The 17,861-nt window shown below is 69.7% G+C and carries 11 protein-coding genes; 7 read left to right on the forward strand and 4 right to left on the reverse strand.

Translation table 11 applies throughout. The features are described from left to right. The coding region (locus QI554_RS24895; RefSeq protein WP_343230816.1) for an LLM class flavin-dependent oxidoreductase at positions 1–693 on the forward strand (693 nt) is incomplete at its 5' end. A gap of 170 nt (positions 694–863) precedes the next feature. Here the strand turns inward: QI554_RS24895 and QI554_RS24900 are convergent. Further along, positions 864–3,518: an alpha-L-rhamnosidase gene (locus QI554_RS24900; protein WP_281472516.1), complete on the reverse strand. Its 2,655-nt coding sequence runs from the start codon at positions 3,516–3,518 to the stop codon at positions 864–866. A 431-nt stretch (positions 3,519–3,949) separates the two neighbouring features. Here QI554_RS24900 and QI554_RS24905 point away from each other — a divergent pair, with 431 nt between their 5' ends. From QI554_RS24905 to QI554_RS24915, 3 genes are all read left to right on the forward strand, one after another. Further along, on the forward strand, positions 3,950–6,169 hold the full coding sequence (locus tag QI554_RS24905; RefSeq protein ID WP_281472518.1) for an ATP-binding protein: 2,220 nt from the start codon (positions 3,950–3,952) through the stop codon (positions 6,167–6,169). 11 nt (positions 6,170–6,180) lie between these two features. Next, positions 6,181–9,039: an ABC transporter permease subunit gene (locus QI554_RS24910; protein WP_281472519.1), complete on the forward strand. Its 2,859-nt coding sequence runs from the start codon at positions 6,181–6,183 to the stop codon at positions 9,037–9,039. A 68-nt stretch (positions 9,040–9,107) separates the two neighbouring features. Then, positions 9,108–10,415 carry an ABC transporter substrate-binding protein gene (locus QI554_RS24915; protein ID WP_281472520.1) on the forward strand — a complete coding sequence of 436 codons (1,308 nt, stop codon included), beginning with the start codon at positions 9,108–9,110 and terminating at the stop codon, positions 10,413–10,415. A 64-nt stretch (positions 10,416–10,479) separates the two neighbouring features. Here the strand turns inward: QI554_RS24915 and QI554_RS24920 are convergent, their stop codons facing one another. After that, positions 10,480–11,226, reverse strand: a complete 747-nt coding sequence (locus QI554_RS24920) for a FadR/GntR family transcriptional regulator (protein ID WP_281472522.1) — start codon at positions 11,224–11,226, stop codon at positions 10,480–10,482. A 261-nt stretch (positions 11,227–11,487) separates the two neighbouring features. Here QI554_RS24920 and QI554_RS24925 point away from each other — a divergent pair, with 261 nt between their 5' ends. The 3 genes from QI554_RS24925 (at position 11,488) to QI554_RS24935 (ending at position 14,853) form a co-directional block, all read left to right on the forward strand. After that, positions 11,488–12,981: an MFS transporter gene (locus QI554_RS24925; RefSeq protein WP_281472523.1), complete on the forward strand. Its 1,494-nt coding sequence runs from the start codon at positions 11,488–11,490 to the stop codon at positions 12,979–12,981. Between the two features lie 81 nt (positions 12,982–13,062). Continuing rightward, positions 13,063–13,833: an SDR family NAD(P)-dependent oxidoreductase gene (locus QI554_RS24930; RefSeq protein WP_281472524.1), complete on the forward strand. Its 771-nt coding sequence runs from the start codon at positions 13,063–13,065 to the stop codon at positions 13,831–13,833. A 60-nt stretch (positions 13,834–13,893) separates the two neighbouring features. Then, positions 13,894–14,853 (forward strand): alpha/beta hydrolase fold domain-containing protein, encoded by a 960-nt coding sequence (locus tag QI554_RS24935; RefSeq protein ID WP_281472525.1) that lies wholly within the window; start codon positions 13,894–13,896, stop codon positions 14,851–14,853. Between the two features lie 84 nt (positions 14,854–14,937). Here QI554_RS24935 and QI554_RS24940 read toward each other — a convergent pair whose 3' ends face one another. Both QI554_RS24940 and QI554_RS24945 read right to left on the reverse strand, forming a co-directional pair. Beyond that, positions 14,938–16,464, reverse strand: coding sequence for an MFS transporter (locus QI554_RS24940; RefSeq protein WP_281472526.1), 1,527 nt, complete (start codon positions 16,462–16,464; stop codon positions 14,938–14,940). Between the two features lie 26 nt (positions 16,465–16,490). After that, positions 16,491–17,774, reverse strand: coding sequence for a glycoside hydrolase family 1 protein (locus tag QI554_RS24945; RefSeq protein ID WP_281472528.1), 1,284 nt, complete (start codon positions 17,772–17,774; stop codon positions 16,491–16,493). Between the last annotated feature and the right edge of the window lie 87 nt (positions 17,775–17,861).

The following is a 17,861-nucleotide window of genomic DNA, read 5'->3' on the forward strand; positions in this document are numbered from 1 at the left end:
TGGATGGCGTGCGGCAACCCCGGCTCGTTCGCCAAGGCCGGCTCGCTCGGCATCGGCGCGATCGCGTTCAACTTCGAGCCGATCTACAACCTGAAGGGCCGCATCGAGGCCTACAAGGAAGCCGCCGCCAACCCGGACGAGATCCTCGGCGACTACCAGAACAACAACGTCATGATGACGAACGGCGTCATCTGCCTGTCGGACCGCAAGCGCGCCCGCGAGATCGCCCTTCATGGCAACGCCGGCTACCTGGTCACGCTGGTGAACCTTTACCACGACACCATGCCCAAGTCGACGGACGGCGTCACGTGGCCCGCCCCGCCGTTCAGCCTCGGCGACCTCGGCGGCGAGGAACTGCTCGACCAGCTCATCGCCGGCGGCTACCTGCTGTGCGGAACGCCGGAGGAGGTCTGCGAACAGGTCGCCGCCTACCAGGAAGTCGGCTGCGACCAGCTCGTGTTCGGCCTCAACGCCGCGCTCTCGCACGAGGAGAACCTCGAGATGATCGAGCTCTTCGGCGACAAGGTCATCCCCGAGTTCGACAAGAACCCGGAGCACTCCACCACGGCCTACCGCCGCGGCGCAAAGGGCCCGAAGTACCCGCCCTTCAACGGCCCGGTCGACCCGGACCTGGTCCACACCGTGCTCCCCGCAAGCGCCATCCTCGGCGTGGACGGCCAGCCGCAGGGCTGACACCCCCAGACCCGCCGCCGCGGTGCCATGCCGACACCGCGGCGGCGGACGCATGTCCGGGGTGCGTCCTGCGGCCTATTGCGCCTCGTCCCGCCGCAACCACGACACGAGCGTCGCAACCGAGCGGTCGAACGCTGCGTCTTCGGTCCGGTTCAGTGCCCGTGCCAGGTTCAGCGGTAGCTGTGCGTCCCCGACTTCGCCTGGTAGGTCCGGCCGTCGGGGAGGCGGATATCGGCCTCGGCTCCGGGCGGGACGGTCACGGTCAGGGTGAACCCGCCGTTCTCGTCGATACGCCAGGCCGAGACGACGGTGCCGTAGGGGGACTCCAACTGCGCCTCGGCCTGGGTGAGTCCCCCTCCGGGGACCGGAGCGATCTCGAAGCGACGGAAGCCCGCGGCCTCCGGGTCGGGGTCGGCCGGAGGCCTGATGCCGGCAACGTAGTTGTGCAGGAACGAGACGACCGCGCCCTTGCTGTAGTGGTTCAGGGAGGCGTGGGCGACGCCGGCTTCGTCGATGCCGTTCCAGTGCTCCCAGATCGTGGTGGCGCCCCGGTCTACCATCGTGAGCCAGGACGGTTCGGTGTCCTGGAAGAGGAGTTCGTAGGCGACGTCGAGGTGCCCGGTGTCGGCGAGCACGGGCAGCAGGTACGGCGTTGCCAGGAACCCCGTGCCCACGTGCGTGCCCGCGTCTCGGATCAGCGTGACGAGTCGATCTGCCGTGGCCGCCCGCAGGTCCTCGGGGACCAGACCGAACGCCAGCGCCCGGACGTACGTGGCCTGCGTATTCGGTGTCAGCGCGCCGTCGTCGGCGATGAACTCCGTGCGCCATGCCTCGAGTACCTGCTGCGCCAGCCGGGTGTACCGGTCGGCGTCGTCGCCGTGGCCGGTCAGCGCCGAGATCCGCGCGAGCAGCGAGGCCGAGCGGTACAGGTACGCGGTCGCCACCGCCCCGTGGTCCGCGGTGCGGAACGCGTTCTCGTCGACGCCGGGCTCGGTCCACTCGCCCCAGTGGAAGCCGGCGTCCCACAGGAACGCTTCGTGCGGCGCGGCCTCGGGGCGCGCCGCCACGCGGCTCAGATGACGCCGCGTGTGGGCGCGTTCGGCGGCGAAGTCGACCCACCGGACCATCATCGGCCTGAATTCGGTGAGCACGTCGAGGTCGCCGTACACCCGCCACAGCTCCCACGGCACGATCACCGACGCGTCGCCCCATGCGGACGAGCCGGCGAACATCTCGAGGATCTCGGTAGGCAGGTGCTGGACGGCGCGGCCGCCGGGGTCGGGCGCGAAGTTGGTGAGGCAGCCGTCGTCCCACTGGTCCGCGGCCAGGTCCCGCAGCCACTTGATGGAGAAGCCCGCCACGTCGTAGAGGAAGGCGGCGGTCGGGACATAGAGCATCCAGTCGCCGGTCCAGCCCGCCCGTTCACGCTGCGGGCAGTCGGTGGGGATGTCGCAGGCGTTGCCGCGGAAGCTCCAGTCGGCGATGTCGTGGAGGCGGTTGATCCGGTCGTCGCTGCACCGGAAGCGGCCGGTGCGCCGCAAGTCCGTATGCACGACGACACCGGTCAGGTCGTCCGGAGTGAGGGCGTCGCGCGCGCCGTCCACGCGGACGTACTGGAAGCCGTGTGTCGTGTGCCTCGGTTCGAACACCTCGCCGGGAAGGTCGCCCGAGATGACACGGTCCACCTGCCCGGCCGGCAGCGGTGCACCGGTCTGGAAGTCCTCCCCGCGCAGATGGTCGGTCGTGACGTCGCCCTCGGCGTCGAGCGCTTCGCCGTGGGTCAGCGTCAGGTCGGCGGCGGCCGGGACCGTGAGACGGACCCAGCCGTTGATGTTCTGCCCGAGATCGACGATCTGGCGGCCTGACCCGAGCACGGTCACCGCGCGCGGCCGGATCTCCTCGACGCGCCGCACGGGCGGCGCCGGGGAGGCCGTGAGTCGGGCGAAGTCGTCGTACAGGCCGCCCGTCGCCACTGTCGCCTTCGTCCAAGTGGAGGCGTCGAAGCCCGGTGCCGACCAGCCCGGCAGGACACGCCGCAGGTCATGGTGCTGGCCGTCCATGAGGTCGGCGGCGGTGATCTCGGCGGTCGACGTGGTCCACGCGTCGTCGGTTCCGAGGATGGTGACGGTGCCGTCCTCGTGCTCGGCCTGCAATTGGAAGAGGAGCGCCGTCCGTTCGCCGAAGCTGTCGGCGATGCGCATCGCACCGGTCCGGCCGCGGAACCACCCGTCGGACAACACCGCCCCCAAGGTGTTGGCCCCCTCGGTCAGGGACTCGGTGACGTCGTATGTCTGAACATGCAGGTTGTCGCGGTAGGCGGTGTAGCCGGGAGTCAGCTCCAGATCGCCGACGCGCACGCCGTTGAGGAAGGCCTCGTAGACCCCGTGCGCGGTGGCGTACAAGCGTGCACGGACCACGGGGGCGCCGAGGAGGAAGTCCCGACGGAGCAGGTGAGCCGGGCGGTCGCCGGCGGGCGGACGCGGCTCCGTGTCACGGGGCTCGATCCACCGGGCAGACCAGTCGCCGGGCTCCAGCAACCCCGCCTCCCATGTCGACGGCTCGGACCACAGGCTCTCCCCGAGGTCGGTCCACACCTTCACCTGCCACACGACGCACTGCCCCGACCGCGTCGCGGGGCCGGTGTAGGGCACCAGGACGGAGCGATCGTCGTCGATCCGTCCCGAATCCCACGCGTTGGTGCGTAGCCGGTACGCAATCTGCCGGACAGCTCCGGCGGGGAGCAGCCAGGACAGTCGCGGGCTCCGGACGTGCAGCCCCAAGGGGTCCTCGAGGTGCTCGACGCGGAGGTGGTGCGGGGCGGCCATGTGGGCTCCAAGGGTGGGGTGCGGGATCCAACAGCTGGAACTGAATCGTTTCATATGCATAACGCGGAGCCGATCAGCAGGCGCGTAGTTGTTACACAAAATATGCCGACGCCCCCATTCCGCTCCCCCGCCAAGGATCAGAACCTGGAGGAAAGCGCAAGTTCCGGCACTAGCGCGCGCAAGCTTCTGCGGCTACGCTCCCGGCACAGCCCCGGCAGTTAACGCACACGACACGTGAACCGTCCGAATGAATCGGTTCATACCCACGTGATCCTGCGGCATCGCCTGACGCGCCGCAGCCCTCCCCCGAACAGGGGCCGGCGCATCGGAGCCCCACCCGCCGCCCGCTGATGTTCCGTCAGCACGTCCTTCGCGGAGATCCCCATGCTGAAATGCACCCACCGCCCGCCACAGCCACAGGGGCCGAGCAGGTGAGCGCGCCGAGCAACACCGTCGACGGCTCGGCGCCGTCCGCCGCGGGACTCGCGGCCGGCCTGATCGACGCCGAGGCCGAGCGCCAGAAGCGGCAGGCGGAGTCGTCCCGCGACGTGCTGTTCGCCGACGAACTGCTGCCGGGTGTCGGCGACGAGCGGCTGTCGTTGCGCGCGGGGCTGGCCGCCGGGGGTTCGGCCACCTTCCTCACCTTGACCGCACTCGCCGCGATGGACGAGCTGGAGTCCGCGACGCTGGGCATCCTGGCACCTGACATCCGCGACGCGTTCGGCATGAGCGACGGCGCGATCGTCTTCATCTCCGCGGCCTCCGGCGCCTTCCTGGTCCTCGGCGCCCTGCCCATGGGGTGGCTCGCGGACCGCTGCCGTCGCAGCCGGGTCATCGGCTGGGCCGGGATCGCCTTCTCGGCGATGGTGTTCGCGTGCGGGCTCGCCGCCAACGCCTTCCTGTTCTTCCTTGCCCGGTTCGGCGTCGGGGTCGCCAAGTCCAGCACCCTGCCGGTGCACGGCTCGCTGAACGCCGACACCTACCCCATCGGCGTCCGCGGCCGGCTGGCCACCATCAGCGCCGGCGCCGCCAGAACGGCGGGCGCGCTCAGCCCGCTCGCGGTCGGCGGGATCGCCACACTGGTCGGCGGCGGCAACGGCTGGCGCTGGCCCTTCCTCATCCTCGGACTGCCGTCGCTACTCGTGGCGGTGTGGGCCTTCCGACTCCCCGAACCGCCGCGCGGGCAACACGAAATGAAGTCGGTGCTGGGTGAAGTCGTACAGGACGCCAAGCCGATGCCGATCTCGGTGGAGGCGGCGTTCGCGAGGCTGATGCGGATCCGCTCCATCAAGAACTCGATCATCGCGTTCTCCGCCCTCGGCTTCAGCCTGTTCACCGGCGGAGTGCTCGGCAATCTGTGGGCCGAGGACCACTTCGGGATGTCCACGTTCGAACGCGGCGTCATGGGCTCGGTCACCGGGGCGTCGCTCCTCCTGGCGCTCCCTTTCGTCGGCCCGCGCTACGACCGTCTGTATCGCCGCGACCCGTCGCGCGCCCTGGCGCTGCTCGGGTACCTGATCCTGCCGGGCGCCGTGCTGCTGCCGGTGCAGTGGTTCATGCCCAACGGCTACGCGTTCGCGATCGCGGGCATCCCCTCAGCGGTGCTGTCGTCGGTCACGTTCGCGATGGTCGGCCCCGTGCTGTCCTCGGTGGTCCCGTTCCGGCTGCGTGGGCTGGGGAGCGCCCTGTCGGCCATCTACATCTTCTTCATCGGCGCGACCGGCGGCGCCCTGGTCTCCGGCCTCATCAGCAACGCCTACGACGCGCGCGTCGCGGTCCTGGTGGTCGGTGTCCCGTCCACGCTGGTCGGCGGCCTTCTGGTGGTGCGCAGCGCGGGCTTCATCAAGCACGACCTGTCCCTGGTGGTGCAGGAGCTGCGCGAGGAGCTCGACGAGCACGAACGGCAGGCGCAGGCCCCCGAGGACATCCCGGTGCTCCAGGTCAACAACGTCGATTTCTCCTACGGCCATGTGCAGACGCTGTTCGACGTCGGATTCGAGGTCAAGCGGGGCGAGACCCTCGCACTGCTCGGCACCAACGGCGCCGGCAAGTCCACGATCCTGAAGGTGATTTGCGGCCTCGGCACGCCCTCCCGCGGTGTGGTGCGCCTCAACGGCCGGACGATCACCTACGTCCCGCCGGAGCAACGCGGCGGCTACGGCGTGCATCTTCTGCCGGGCGGCAAGGGCGTGTTCCAGGACATGACGGTGCGCGAGAACCTGGAGATGGCCGGGTTTCGCATCCGCAGGGACATCGCCGACCGGGACCGGCGGTTCGCCTACGTCCTCGACATGTTCCCCGACCTCGCGGGCCGTCAGGGGCAGTTGGCCGGCTCGATGTCCGGTGGGCAGCAGCAGATGCTCGCACTGGCCATGGTCCTCATGCACGACCCCGAGGTGCTGCTGATCGACGAGCTGTCGCTCGGCCTGGCCCCGGTGGTCGTCCAGGATCTGCTGGCGATCATCGAGCGCCTCAAGGCCGACGGCCTGACGATGGTGATCGTCGAGCAGTCGCTGAACATCGCCCTGGCGATCGCGGACCGCGCGGTGTTCCTGGAGAAGGGTCAGGTCCGCTTCCAGGGGCCTGCCCGCGAGCTCGCCGAGCGCGACGACCTCGCCCGCGCGGTCTTCCTCGGCAAGGAAGGCGGCTGACCACGATGCAAATGCCAACCACCCAACTGCTGTTCGACGGCGCCGTCAACGGACTGGTCATCGGCCTGCTGGCGATGGGCATCGTGCTCGTGCACCGGTCATCCCGCGTCATCAACTTCGCGGTCGCCAACATGGGCCTGGTCGGATCAGTCCTGTTCGCCCTGCTGGTCGTGCGCTACCACGTGCCGTACTGGATCGCGTTGCTGGTCGCCCTCGCGGCCGGCACGGTGTTCGGGGCGATCGTCGACCTGGCCGTGGTGCGCCGGCTCTTCAACGCGCCGCGCGTGATCGTCCTGGTCGCCACCATCGGCGTCGCGCAACTGGCACTCACCATCGTGACCGCCTATCCGGACCTCGACGACTACACCAGCGAGCACTACCCGGTCCCCTGGTCCGGTACGTGGTCGCCCGTCGACGACCTGGAGGTCAGCGGAGCCCAGCTGAGCATCCTCGTCGCCGTACCCGTCGCCGCGCTCGTGCTCAGTTGGTTCCTGGGCCGCACGGTGCTTGGCAAGACGGTCAAGGCGTCCGCGGGCAACCCCGAACTCGCCCGCCTCCAAGGCATCAGTCCGAAGATCGTCTCCACCGCCATATGGGCGCTCGCCGGACTGCTGGCCACGCTGTGCCTGATCCTCATCTCGGCGCAGAACAAGTCGCTGACCCAGATCACCACGCTCGGGCCGACCACACTGCTCCGGGCGCTCGCGGCCGCGGTCATCGCCCGGATGGCGTCCTTCCGCATCGCGCTTGCCGCCGGCGTCGGACTCGGCCTGCTCCAGGCGTTCATCCAGTTCAACTGGCTCGACCAGCCCGGCCTGACCGACCTGGTCGTGCTGGCAATCGTGTTGGCCGCGGTCTTCGCGGTCAGCCGCGGCCGCGACACCGAGTCCTCCTCGTTCTCGTTCGCGCCGAAGGTCAAGCCCGTCCCCGAGCGGCTGCGCCAGGTCTGGTGGGTCCGCCACCTCGAACGGTCCGGACTGCTCCTGCTCGGGATCGTCGCGATCGTGCTGCCGCTCCTCGTCACCCAGCCGTCGCGCCACCTGCTCTACACGGTCATCCTGGCGTACGCCATCTGCGCGGCGTCGGTCACGGTTCTCACCGGTTGGGCGGGCCAACTTTCACTCGGGCAGATGGCGTTCGCAGGTCTCGGTGCTTTGACGGCCGCGTCGCTCAACCGCGGGCTGCGTATCGAACTCGGCGACAGCATCTACAGCTTCCGCGGGCTCACGTTCCCGGCGGCGGTGCTGGTCGCGTCGTTGTTCACCGCGGCGCTCGCCGCGCTCGTCGGCGCCGGCGCCCTGCGGGTGCGCGGGCTGCTGCTGGCGGTGAGCACGTTCGCCTTCGCGGTGGCCTGCGAGCAGTACCTGTACCGGCGCGACATCTTCCACGACCCGGGGACGAGTACCGCGTCGTTCCCGCGCAGCACGGTGTTCGGCATCGACGTGTCGACGCAGCGTGCCTACTACTACCTCGTCCTCGCCGTGCTGGTCGTGGTGCTGGTCGTGGTGGCCCGGCTGCGCCGGTCGGGCGTGGGCCGCACCACCATCGGCGTCAGGGACAACCCGGCCACCGCAGCTGCCTACACCGTGAGCGCCACCCGGGTGAAGCTGCGTGCCTTCGCGCTCGCCGGCGGCATCGCGGGGCTCGGCGGCGCGCTGCTGGCGGGCGCCGTGCAGACGGTGCCGTACGCGGACAAGTACTACCTGAGCCCCGACTCGCTGGCCCTGGTCTCGATCGTCGTGATCGGCGGCCTCGGATCGGTGTCGGGCTCGGTGCTCGGCGCGCTGTGGGTGATCGGTCTGCCGTCGTTCATGCCGGACAACAAGCTCGTGCCGCTGCTCACCTCGAGCCTCGGCCTGCTGGTCCTGCTGCTCTACTTCCCCGGCGGTCTCGTACAGATCGGCTACAGCGCCCGCGACGCGCTGCTCGCCTGGGCCGACAAGCGGCTGGGGTCCGAGCCCGCCGCCAAGGCGGCGACCGCGCCGCCGCGGGCCCTCACGCGCACCGCGCGCCCCCCGCTGCCGGAGGACAAGCCGGTGCTGGCAACCGCGGACGTGCGCGTGCGCTTCGGGGGCAAGGCCGCCGTCGACGGTGTGTCGCTCGAGGTTCGGCCGAACGAGATCGTCGGGCTGATCGGCACCAACGGCGCCGGCAAGTCGACGTTGATGAACGCCGTCGGCGGGTTCGTCCCGGCGAGCGGGGCCGTGGAGTTGCTGGGCCGCGACATCAGCAAGGCGGCCCCGGCCGCCAGGGCCCGGCTCGGTCTCGGCCGCACCTTCCAGGCCGCGACCCTGTTCCCCGAGCTGACCGTGCACGAGACCGTGCAGATCGCCCTGGAGGCCCGCGGTCGTACGGGCCTGCTGTCCACCGCGCTGCATCTTCCGCACACCTTCAAACGGGAGCGTGCCAAGCGGTCGGACGCGGACGACCTGATCGACTTCCTCGGGCTCGGGCGCTACGCCGACGCGTTCATCGGCGACCTGTCCACCGGCACCCGCCGCATCGTCGAACTCGCCGGACTGCTGGCGCTCGACGCGCGCGTCCTGTGCCTCGACGAACCCACCGCGGGCGTCGCGCAACGCGAGACCGAGGCGTTCGGCCCACTGCTCCACGAGATCCGCCGCGAACTCGGCGCGTCCATGCTGGTCATCGAACACGACATGCCGCTGATCATGGGCATCAGCGACCGCGTCTACTGCCTGGAGACCGGCCGCGTCATCGCCGCCGGCACGCCGGACGCCGTCCGCAACGACCCCAAGGTCATCGCCAGCTACCTGGGCACGGACGAGCGCGCGATCGAACGCAGTGGAAGCGCGCCATCCGCCGCCGACCAGAGCCGTACCTCGACCGAGGCCGTCGCGCCCGCGTGACGCCGGGCCTGCTCCGGCGTCCCTCTGCCACCACCGAAGTTCCCCTTCACACCAGAAACGGATCCGCCATGACACCGCACCGCGCCAGACGCCGCGCCGTCCTGCTCCTCGCGACCGCCGCGGCCCTTGTCGTCACGGGCTGCACGGCCGAGAAGAAGGACGACGCGAAGACCGGCTCCTCCGGCGCCCCCGCCGCACCGCCCGCGCCCAAGGTCGCCCCTGGCGTCACCGCGGACAGCATCAAGATCGGCATCACCTACCCCGACCTCGACTCGGTCAAGCAGTTCGTCAACATCGACCACGGCCCGTACGAGGCCGCCTACAACGCCCTGATCAAGAAGATCAACGACGCCGGCGGGATCAACGGCCGGAAGATCGTGCCGGTGTTCGGCAAGATCAACCTGATCTCCCCGGCTGCCGCCCAGGAGACCTGCGTCAAGCTGACCCAGGACGAGAAGGTCTTCGCCGTCCTCGGCAACTTCAACGGCGACGAACCGCTGTGCTACGTGCAGACGAACAAGACCGCGGCGATCGGCGGCCAGCTCACCGCGAAGCGGTACGCGCAGGCCCAGGCCCCGTGGTTCAGCGACACCCGGGGCGGTGACGAAGTCGGGGACGGGATGGCGCTGTTCAACAAGGACAACGGCCTGGCCGGCAAGAAGGTCGCGGTGCTTTCGAACGTCAACGAGCAGGCGGTGATGAAGGACACCGTGATCCCGGCGCTGCAGAAGCTCGGCATCACCCCGGTCGAGACCGGAGTGCTCGACGCTCCTGCCACCGATGCCGCAGCCATCGGTCAGCAGACCGGCGTGTTCATCCAGAAGTTCCAGGCGTCCGGCGTCGACACCATCGTGGTCGTCGGCAGCATGGGCGCGTCCTTCCCGCAGGTGCTCGAGCAGACCAAGTACCGCCCCCGGTTGCTGTTCACCGACAACCTGCAGGTGCAGGCGTACGCCAACGACAAGGGCAAGCACGACTTCACGACCCTCGCGAACGCCGCCGCACTCGGCCTGAACACGCTGTGGAGCGAGGCCGCGAACCAGGAGTGCATGAACACGGTCGAAGCAGCGCTGCCCGACTTCAAGGGCAAGCTGACCGTCGACCCGGCGTCGCTCCCCGCCGGAACACCGACGCCCCAGATCGCACCGAACGTGGCCTGCCGCAACCTCGCCCTCTTCAAGGCCATCGCCGACAAGGCGGGCAAGGACCTGAGCTACGAGACGTTCCAGAACGCCGGCTTCACGCTGGGCGCGTTCCAGGACCCCGGCAACGTCGACAAGGCCACCTACGCCCAGGCGACCCCGCACGGCGCGATCCCGGCCCGACTGTTCACGTTCGACACGGCGACGCAGAAGTTCGCGGTCTCCGCGTCCTGACCCACTGCCCGCCACGCCGTCGCCCGACCCCGCATGCCGCGCGGTCGGGCGGCTGCGTTGTCCGTCAGTACGTCCACTGCACGGGACGCGTCATCAGCTCCGGGTAGCGGTGCCGCCAATAGCGCTCGGCCTCGGCAAGATGGTCGCGCATGGCCCGCTCCGCGCGCTCGGGGTCGCGGTCCCGGAGGGCATCGACGATCGCCGCGTGCGCGGTGGCGATGGCCGCCTGCTTGCGCGCCGAGTACTGCACGCCCACCCGCACGCCGTCGGCGATCGTTTGCAGCGTCCTGACGAACACGTCCAGCACCACACTCTGCGCGGCCTCGGCGATCAGCGTGTGGAAGCGCTGGTTCTCCGCGACGAAGACCGCGTGGTCGCCGGGGTGGTCACGCAGCCGCCGGACGCTGTCGTCCAGTTGTGCCAGCTGCTCGTCGGTGATCCGCTCGGCCGCGCGGCGCGCGATCATCGGTTCGAGGGCGATGCGGGCGTCGGTGACGTCGGCGAACGAGGCGCCCTCGACCTGCAGGACCAGGCTCAGCCCCTCGCTGAGGCTGTCCTTGGGCGGCCGGCGGACGATCGGGCCTCCCCCGGGCCCGGTCTTGAGGACGATCAGGCCGCGGGTCTCCAGGAGCCGCAGCGCTTCGCGGACGGTGGGGCGCCCGGCGCCGTAGAGCGCCATCATCTCCTGCTCGTTCGGCAGCCGGTCGCCCTCGCGCACCTCACCGGACAGGATCGGCTGGGCCAGGACGTGCGCGAGCCGCTGTGAGGACTTCGGGCCACGCCATGGCTGACCGTTCCCGGCTGTGTTCATGTCATCCGTTCGTGACCGCGCCTGACGGCGGCGCCCGCTTTTCTGTACAGGAATACCGTACGCGGACTGCCTGGCGGGCTTCCGATCGGCCGTTACCGCTTCGACACACAAGTTCATCGAGAAGAAACCTGGTGTTGTTCGGTTTCTCGACCTACGCTCGATCCACTCCCCCATCGCACCGGGGGAATGCGCGGATGAATTGTGAATCGTTTCAATCATCAGCGTCAGCAGTTGCGTGTACTGTCCCTGGAGGACGACCTCATGAGCACCACCGCACCGACCCTGGACCACCTCCACGAACCGCCCGGCCGCGCGCCGGGCGGCGGCGAGGAGCGTTCGAAGGCGTACTACGTCCTCCTGATCATCGCCCTGGCCTGGCCGACCGTCGTCCTGTCGATGTCCGGGCTGCTGCTGGGCAACGCCCAGGTGCTGATCGCGCAGCACTTCCACACCACCCAGATCGCCTGGTTCACCCTGATCACCACGCTCGTGAGCACCATGAGCGTGCCGTTCCTGATCAAGGCGTCCGACATGTTCGGCAAGAAGCGGGTCATGATCGTCGCCTCGGTGGTCGGTGTGATCGGCGAGACCCTGTGCGCGCTCGCCCCGACCTGGGGGCTGATGCTCTCCGCGCGCTTCCTGGTCGGCATCTACGCCGTCGTCACAGCACTCACTTACTCGATCGTGCGCGACGTGTTCCCGGCCAAGTGGGTGGGCACGGCGACCGGCGTCGTGGCGACCAGCACCGGTCTGACCGCGCTGGCCGGGCCGTGGCTGTCCGGCTGGCTCCAGGACAACCACGGCTTCCGCGGTGTCCTGTGGTTCCTGGCGCTCAACAGCTTCGTAGCCCTCGTGCTGCTGCTCCTGGTCGTCCCCGAGAGCCCGCTGCGCGCGCCGCGCACCTCCTTCGACTGGCTCGGCGGCCTGCTGCTGGGCGGCAGCGCCACCGCACTCGTGTACGGGATCGGCAAGGGCGCCGACTGGGGCTGGTCCGACACGTGGACGCTCGCCTACCTGATCGGCGGCGTCGCGGCGTTCGCCCTGTTCCTGGTCGTCGAGCACCGGGTCGCGCACCCGCTCCTCGACGTGCGTCTGCTGCGCGAACGCCGCCTGCTCCTGATCCTCGTCTCCGGCGGCATGGCGAGCGGCGTGCTGTTCTCCACCGGCACGATCAACCAGCTGCTGGCCCTCTACCCGAAGATCCCGGGGATGTCGGACGGCCTCGGCTACACCGCGACGGAGAACGCCGCACTCGGCGTGCACTCCAGCATCCTGCTGCTGCTCTGCGGCGCCGCCGTCGGGCTCATCGCCAACCGGTGGGGCGCCAAGATCACGCTGATCGCCGGCCTCGTGTCGGCCATCGCGGGCGTCCTGCTGATGTACGGGCACCACTACGAGAAGTGGCAGTTCATCGCCTTCGGGCCGTTCTTCGCCGTCGGCATGGGCCTGGTCCTGGCGTCGTCGTCGATCCTGATCGTGAGCGCGGTACACCCCGAGGACCAGGCGACCGCCAACGGTGTGGGAACGCTGCTGGGCGGGGTGCTCGGCGCCATCTCGACGCAGGTGATCTTCAGCCTGCTGAACGACCGCGCGAACATCCTCCAGGGGACCGCGCTGTACACCGACGGCGGCTACAAGGCGGCCTTCCTCGCCGGCGCGGCCATGCTCGCCGTCGCCCTCGTCGTCGCCGTCATGATCCCCAAGGTCCGCACAACGGTCGAGGCCGCCGCAGAGGCGCCGGCCGACCGCAGCTGACCCCCGGGCACTGCCGCGCCCACCCCTCCCCACCAGGGACCTGTCATCCCTGCGCGCCCCGCCTCAAGGAGATCATCGAAAATGGAACGTTTCACCGGCAAGCGCGTCCTCGTCACCGGAGGTGCGTCCGGAATCGGACAGGCCACCGTCGCACGCCTGCTCGACGAGGGGGCGCGGGTCGTCGCCGTCGATGTCGCCGCCGACGGGCTGAAGGACACCGTGGCCCGGGCCGAGGCCGCGGGCACCGCCGAGCGGCTGGCCACGCGCGTCCTCGACGTGTCCGATGAGACCGCGGTCAACACCGTCATCGTCGACGCCGTCCTCGAACTCGGCGGGCTCGACGTCCTCGTCAACGCGGCCGGGATCCTCCGCGGCGCCCACACCCACGAATGCGAACTGGCCGCGTGGAACCGCATCATCGCGGTCAACCTCACCGGGACGTTCCTCGTCACCCGGGCGGCGCTGCCCGCGCTGCTGAAGACCGGCGCCGGCGTCGTGGTGAACTTCAGCTCCACGTCGGCGTCGTTCGCCCACCCCTACATGGCGGCGTACTCCGCCAGCAAGGGCGGCATCCAGTCCTTCACGCACAGCATCGCGCTCGAATACGCGAAGAAGGGACTGCGTGCGGTGTGCGTGGCGCCCGGCAGCATCCAGAGCGGCATCACCGAGACGACGCTGCAGCACCTTCCCGAAGACGTCGACTTCGAGCTGTTCGCCAAGCTGCAGCCCGCACTCGGGCAGGGCTTCGCACCGCCGGAGACGGTCGCGGGCGTGATCGCCATGCTCGCGTCCGAGGACGGCGCGTTCATCACCGGCACCGAAATCCGCGTCGACGGCGGAACCCACCAGTAGACGCGCGGCCCTGGGCGAGCGCCCTCGCCCAGGGCCGCCACCGTGAGAGGAAGCGACCCCATGCCGAGCAAAGCGTTCGCGCTCATGGAAAGCATCATGCAAGCCGGTCATGATGCCCCGCCCCCGGCCGATCGCGCCGCAGAGCGGCGGCAGCAGGCCGAACTCGCCGCGCTGTATCGCCCTGTGGCGGGCGTACGCGACGAACCGGCCGGAGCGTTGCGGGACGGCTCGTACCTCATGACCCCCGACGATGCCCGCGACGACGTGGTGATCCTGTACATCCACGGTGGCGGCTTCCGGTCGGGCACCGCCGGGGTGGCCCGGGCGATCAGCGCCCATCTGGCGCTCGGCACCGGCGCGCGCGTCGTACTCCCCGAGTACCGGCTTGCCCCCGAAGACCCCTACCCCGCAGGCCTGGACGACTGCGTCGCGGCCTTCGGATACGCGGCGACGCTCGCGCCCCGGGTGGTCGTGGCCGGCGAGTCGGCCGGCGCCAACCTCGCGTTGGCCGTCCTCCTACGCCTCGCCCACGACGGCGACCACCGCGCCATCGCGGGCGTCCTCTACTCGGGCGTCTTCGACCAGCGCGCCGACCGCTACGCGACCGGGAGCTGGGTCGACCACGCGGAACTCGACCTCGCGCTCAAGAACCTCGACGGTGCGATGAGCACCGACTACGCGGGCGCGCACCCCGCCGACGACCCGCTGATCTCCCCCGTGCTCGCCGACCTGCGCGGCCTGCCCCCGCTGTTCGTCCAGGCCTCCAACGCGGAGCGGCTGCTCGACGACTCCCTCGACCTGGTGGCCCGCGCCGCACGCGCCGGCGTCCACGTCGAGATGGAGGTCTGGCCCAAGATGAGCCATGCGTGGCAGATCGCGGCGGGATTCCTCCCGGAAGCCACCGAAGCCGCCACCCGCACCTCGGCGTTCATCACCCGCGTGGCCGAAGGCCGCATCGTCGACGGCGCGACGCTCCTGGGCGGCCCGGCAAGTCTCGAGGAGATGCTGTCGACGCAATGACGTCACGCTGCACCTTCGAGGTTCGGCATGCGCAGCGACGGCCCCGTCCACCACAGTGGACGGGGCCGTCGTTCGTCGCGTTCGTCAGGGTGTGTGCGGCCAGAGCGGGCTCGACGGCGGCGCGGTTGCCGGTAGCGCCGCGTCCGCGATGTGGTGGGAGTCTGCGTCGGTGTAGCGGTGTCTGTGGGCCAGTTCGGTCTGCACGATCGGCAGGGTCTTCTCGACGGAGAGGAACACCAAAAGCACCGCGAGAACGATGTTCGCGACGACGCCGAACCCGAGGAAGGCGAACACGATCACCGACTGGACGTTCGCGGTCTGGTCGAAGCCCGTGGTGATGTCGGTGTGTGCGTCGTATTGGGGTGCCCGGTAGTCACCGGTGAGTCCGAGGAGGAGGTTGAACCCGGCTCCGGCGACCGTCCCCACGGTGCCGGTCAGGATGGCGATCGCGCTGGCGGTGAACCCGTCGGCCCGTACGTGCGTTCGCCATTCCAGAGTGTCCAGGACATCGCCCAGAAGCGCCGTGAAGACATATGCGGCGGGTACCAGCCCCAGGTTGGCGATGGCCTGACCGGTGAGCACCAGCCGCAGATCGGCCGGGTCGAGCAGGCACAGCAGGTTGCCGGCCGCGGACAAGCATGTGCCCGCCAGGGTGAGGTTGCGCTTCCCGATGCGCTTGGCGAGCGGCCAGACGACGAAGAGCCCGACGCCGAGCGGGATTCCGCCGATCAGGGCCAGGAGGGTGGGGGTGACCCCGTCGTTGTAGTCGCCGAGGACGTAGTTCGCGTAGTAGATGAGGCTGATGTTCCGGAAGGTGCCGGCGAGGTTGAACAGGGTGATCCAGCCGACGTAGACGAGCCAGAAGCGGTCGGTGAGTGCTGCCCGACGTACGTGGCGCCGCGCGGGAGGCGGAGTCGCCGGGGCCGACGTCTGCCCGGTGGTGACGCGTTCGCGCGTGAAGTAGTACTCGACGACGACGAGCGGCAAGGCGACGGCGGCCAGCAAGCAGGCCATGAACAGCCATGCCGCGCGATTGACACCCAGAGCCGGGAGGACGAGCGCGGGGAAGACGAGTGCGACCATGGTTCCGGCGCCCACCATGTTGCCGACGTTGCTGAACACCGCGAGGATCCCGCGGTCGCGCGGATCACGCGAGGCCAGCGGGACCATGAGCAAATGCGCCGTGTTGTAGGTGGCGAAGGCGAAGTCGGCGTAGAGGTTGCCTGCGAGCACCACCCACGCGAGTTGCAGCCACATCGGCAGGGACGGGGTTCCGAACACCGCGATGATCCCCAGCCCCATGAACGGAGCGGACACCAGCAACCACGGCCGCGCCTTTCCCTGGCGTGACACGGTCCGATCGATCACCCGGCCGATGTAGAGATTGCTGGCAGTGCTGATCACGCGGGAGGCGAGCGGGAAGACGGTCAGGAACAGGCCTCCCCAGGCCCCCGAGAGGTCCAGAACGTCGGTGTAGTAGACGTTCAGGTACGACACGATGACCGCGTTGACGAGCAGCGGCCCGAGCGGGCCGAGCAGGAACCCGAGGACCTTCTCCCGCGCGGTCACCTGATCGCCGAGGGTCTTGCTGTCGAACAGCTTGCTGTTCATGAACGCAGGCCGGCCGGTCCGCGAGGTCACAGCGTCGCGCCGTTGCCCCGCGCGATCGTGCCCAGCCACTCCAGGCTCGGCTTGGGCGTGCGCTGGAACGTCGTGCGGTCGACCGCGATCAGGCCGAACGTCATCGCGTATCCCGAGTGCCACTCGAAGTTGTCCAGCAGGCTCCAGTGCAGATATCCGCGCACATCGACGCCGTCGGCCAGGGCCTGGCGCACACCTTCCAACGCGGTGCGCGTGTAGGCGATGCGGTCCGCGTCGTCCGCGGTGGCCATGCCGTTCTCGGTGACGACGACGGGGACCTGCGCGACCTCGGCGGCCCAGCGCACCGAGTGGCCGAGTGCCTGCGGGTACACCTCCCAGCCGGTCTGGCTGCGCGGGGTGTCGTCCGGAACCGGGACCGGGCCCATGGGCCCCATGACCTCGCGGGTGTAGGTCTGCACGCCGACGAAGTCGTCGCCGCGCGACACCTCGAGGAACTGCGAACCGCCTGCCTCCCTCAGCTGCCGCGTGAGGTTCTCGCCTCCGGGGGCCGCCTGGAAATCGACGAGGGCGAGCGTCCACCCGACCTTCGCCGCGGGATTTGCGTCCTTCACCGCGGCGCGGCCCTGTCGGTGCGCCTCCTTGGTGTTCTCGATCGCCACGGTGCTGAAGATCCGCATCGGGCTTCCGAGTTCGACGGTGTCCTCGGCTCCGCCCAGCCGGACCGCGAACGCGCGGGTGACCGTTGGATCCACGCGGGTGATCGCGCCGAAGGCCTCCATGGCCGCCATGGGGAGCATCCCGCCGAGACTGGCCATCGCGCCGAGGTTGGGCTCGTTGAGCGTGCAGTACCAGGTGACCGCGTCACCGAAGTGCGCCGCGACCACTCCGCAGTAGCGGGCGAACAGTTTCGGGGCCTCCGGGTTGTTCCAGGCGCCTTCCCGGGCGAACCATCCCGGCGTGGTGAAGTGCTGCAGAGTCACCATCGGGGTGACCCCCGCCTGGTGACATGCCTCCACCACGCTCAGGTAGTGGTCGAGCTCGGCACGCGAGAACACCCCCGGCTCCGGCTCGATCCGCGACCACTCGACACTGAACCGGTAGGTTCCCAGTCCGGCGCCGGCAAGCAGCGCGATGTCCTCGGCAAAGCGGTGGTAGCTGTCGCACGCGTCGCCGGACGGTTCCACGAACGGCGAGCCCGGCACGTGCTCCAGCGCCCAGTGGTCGCTGAGCGTGTTGTTGCCCTCGATCTGATGGCCGGCGGTCGCGGCGCCCCACAGGAAACCCTCGGGAAAGACCGAAGAGGCGTCGGAGGAAACCATGTACTGCGCCTTCCAGACATCGGGAGCACGGGGGCGGCCCGCAAACCCGGATTGAAACGTTTCGATCAGCCGCCAAGCTAGGCCATG

It is taken from the genome of Yinghuangia seranimata (assembly GCF_029953285.1).
Classification (GTDB): Bacteria; Actinomycetota; Actinomycetes; order Streptomycetales; family Streptomycetaceae; genus Yinghuangia; species Yinghuangia seranimata.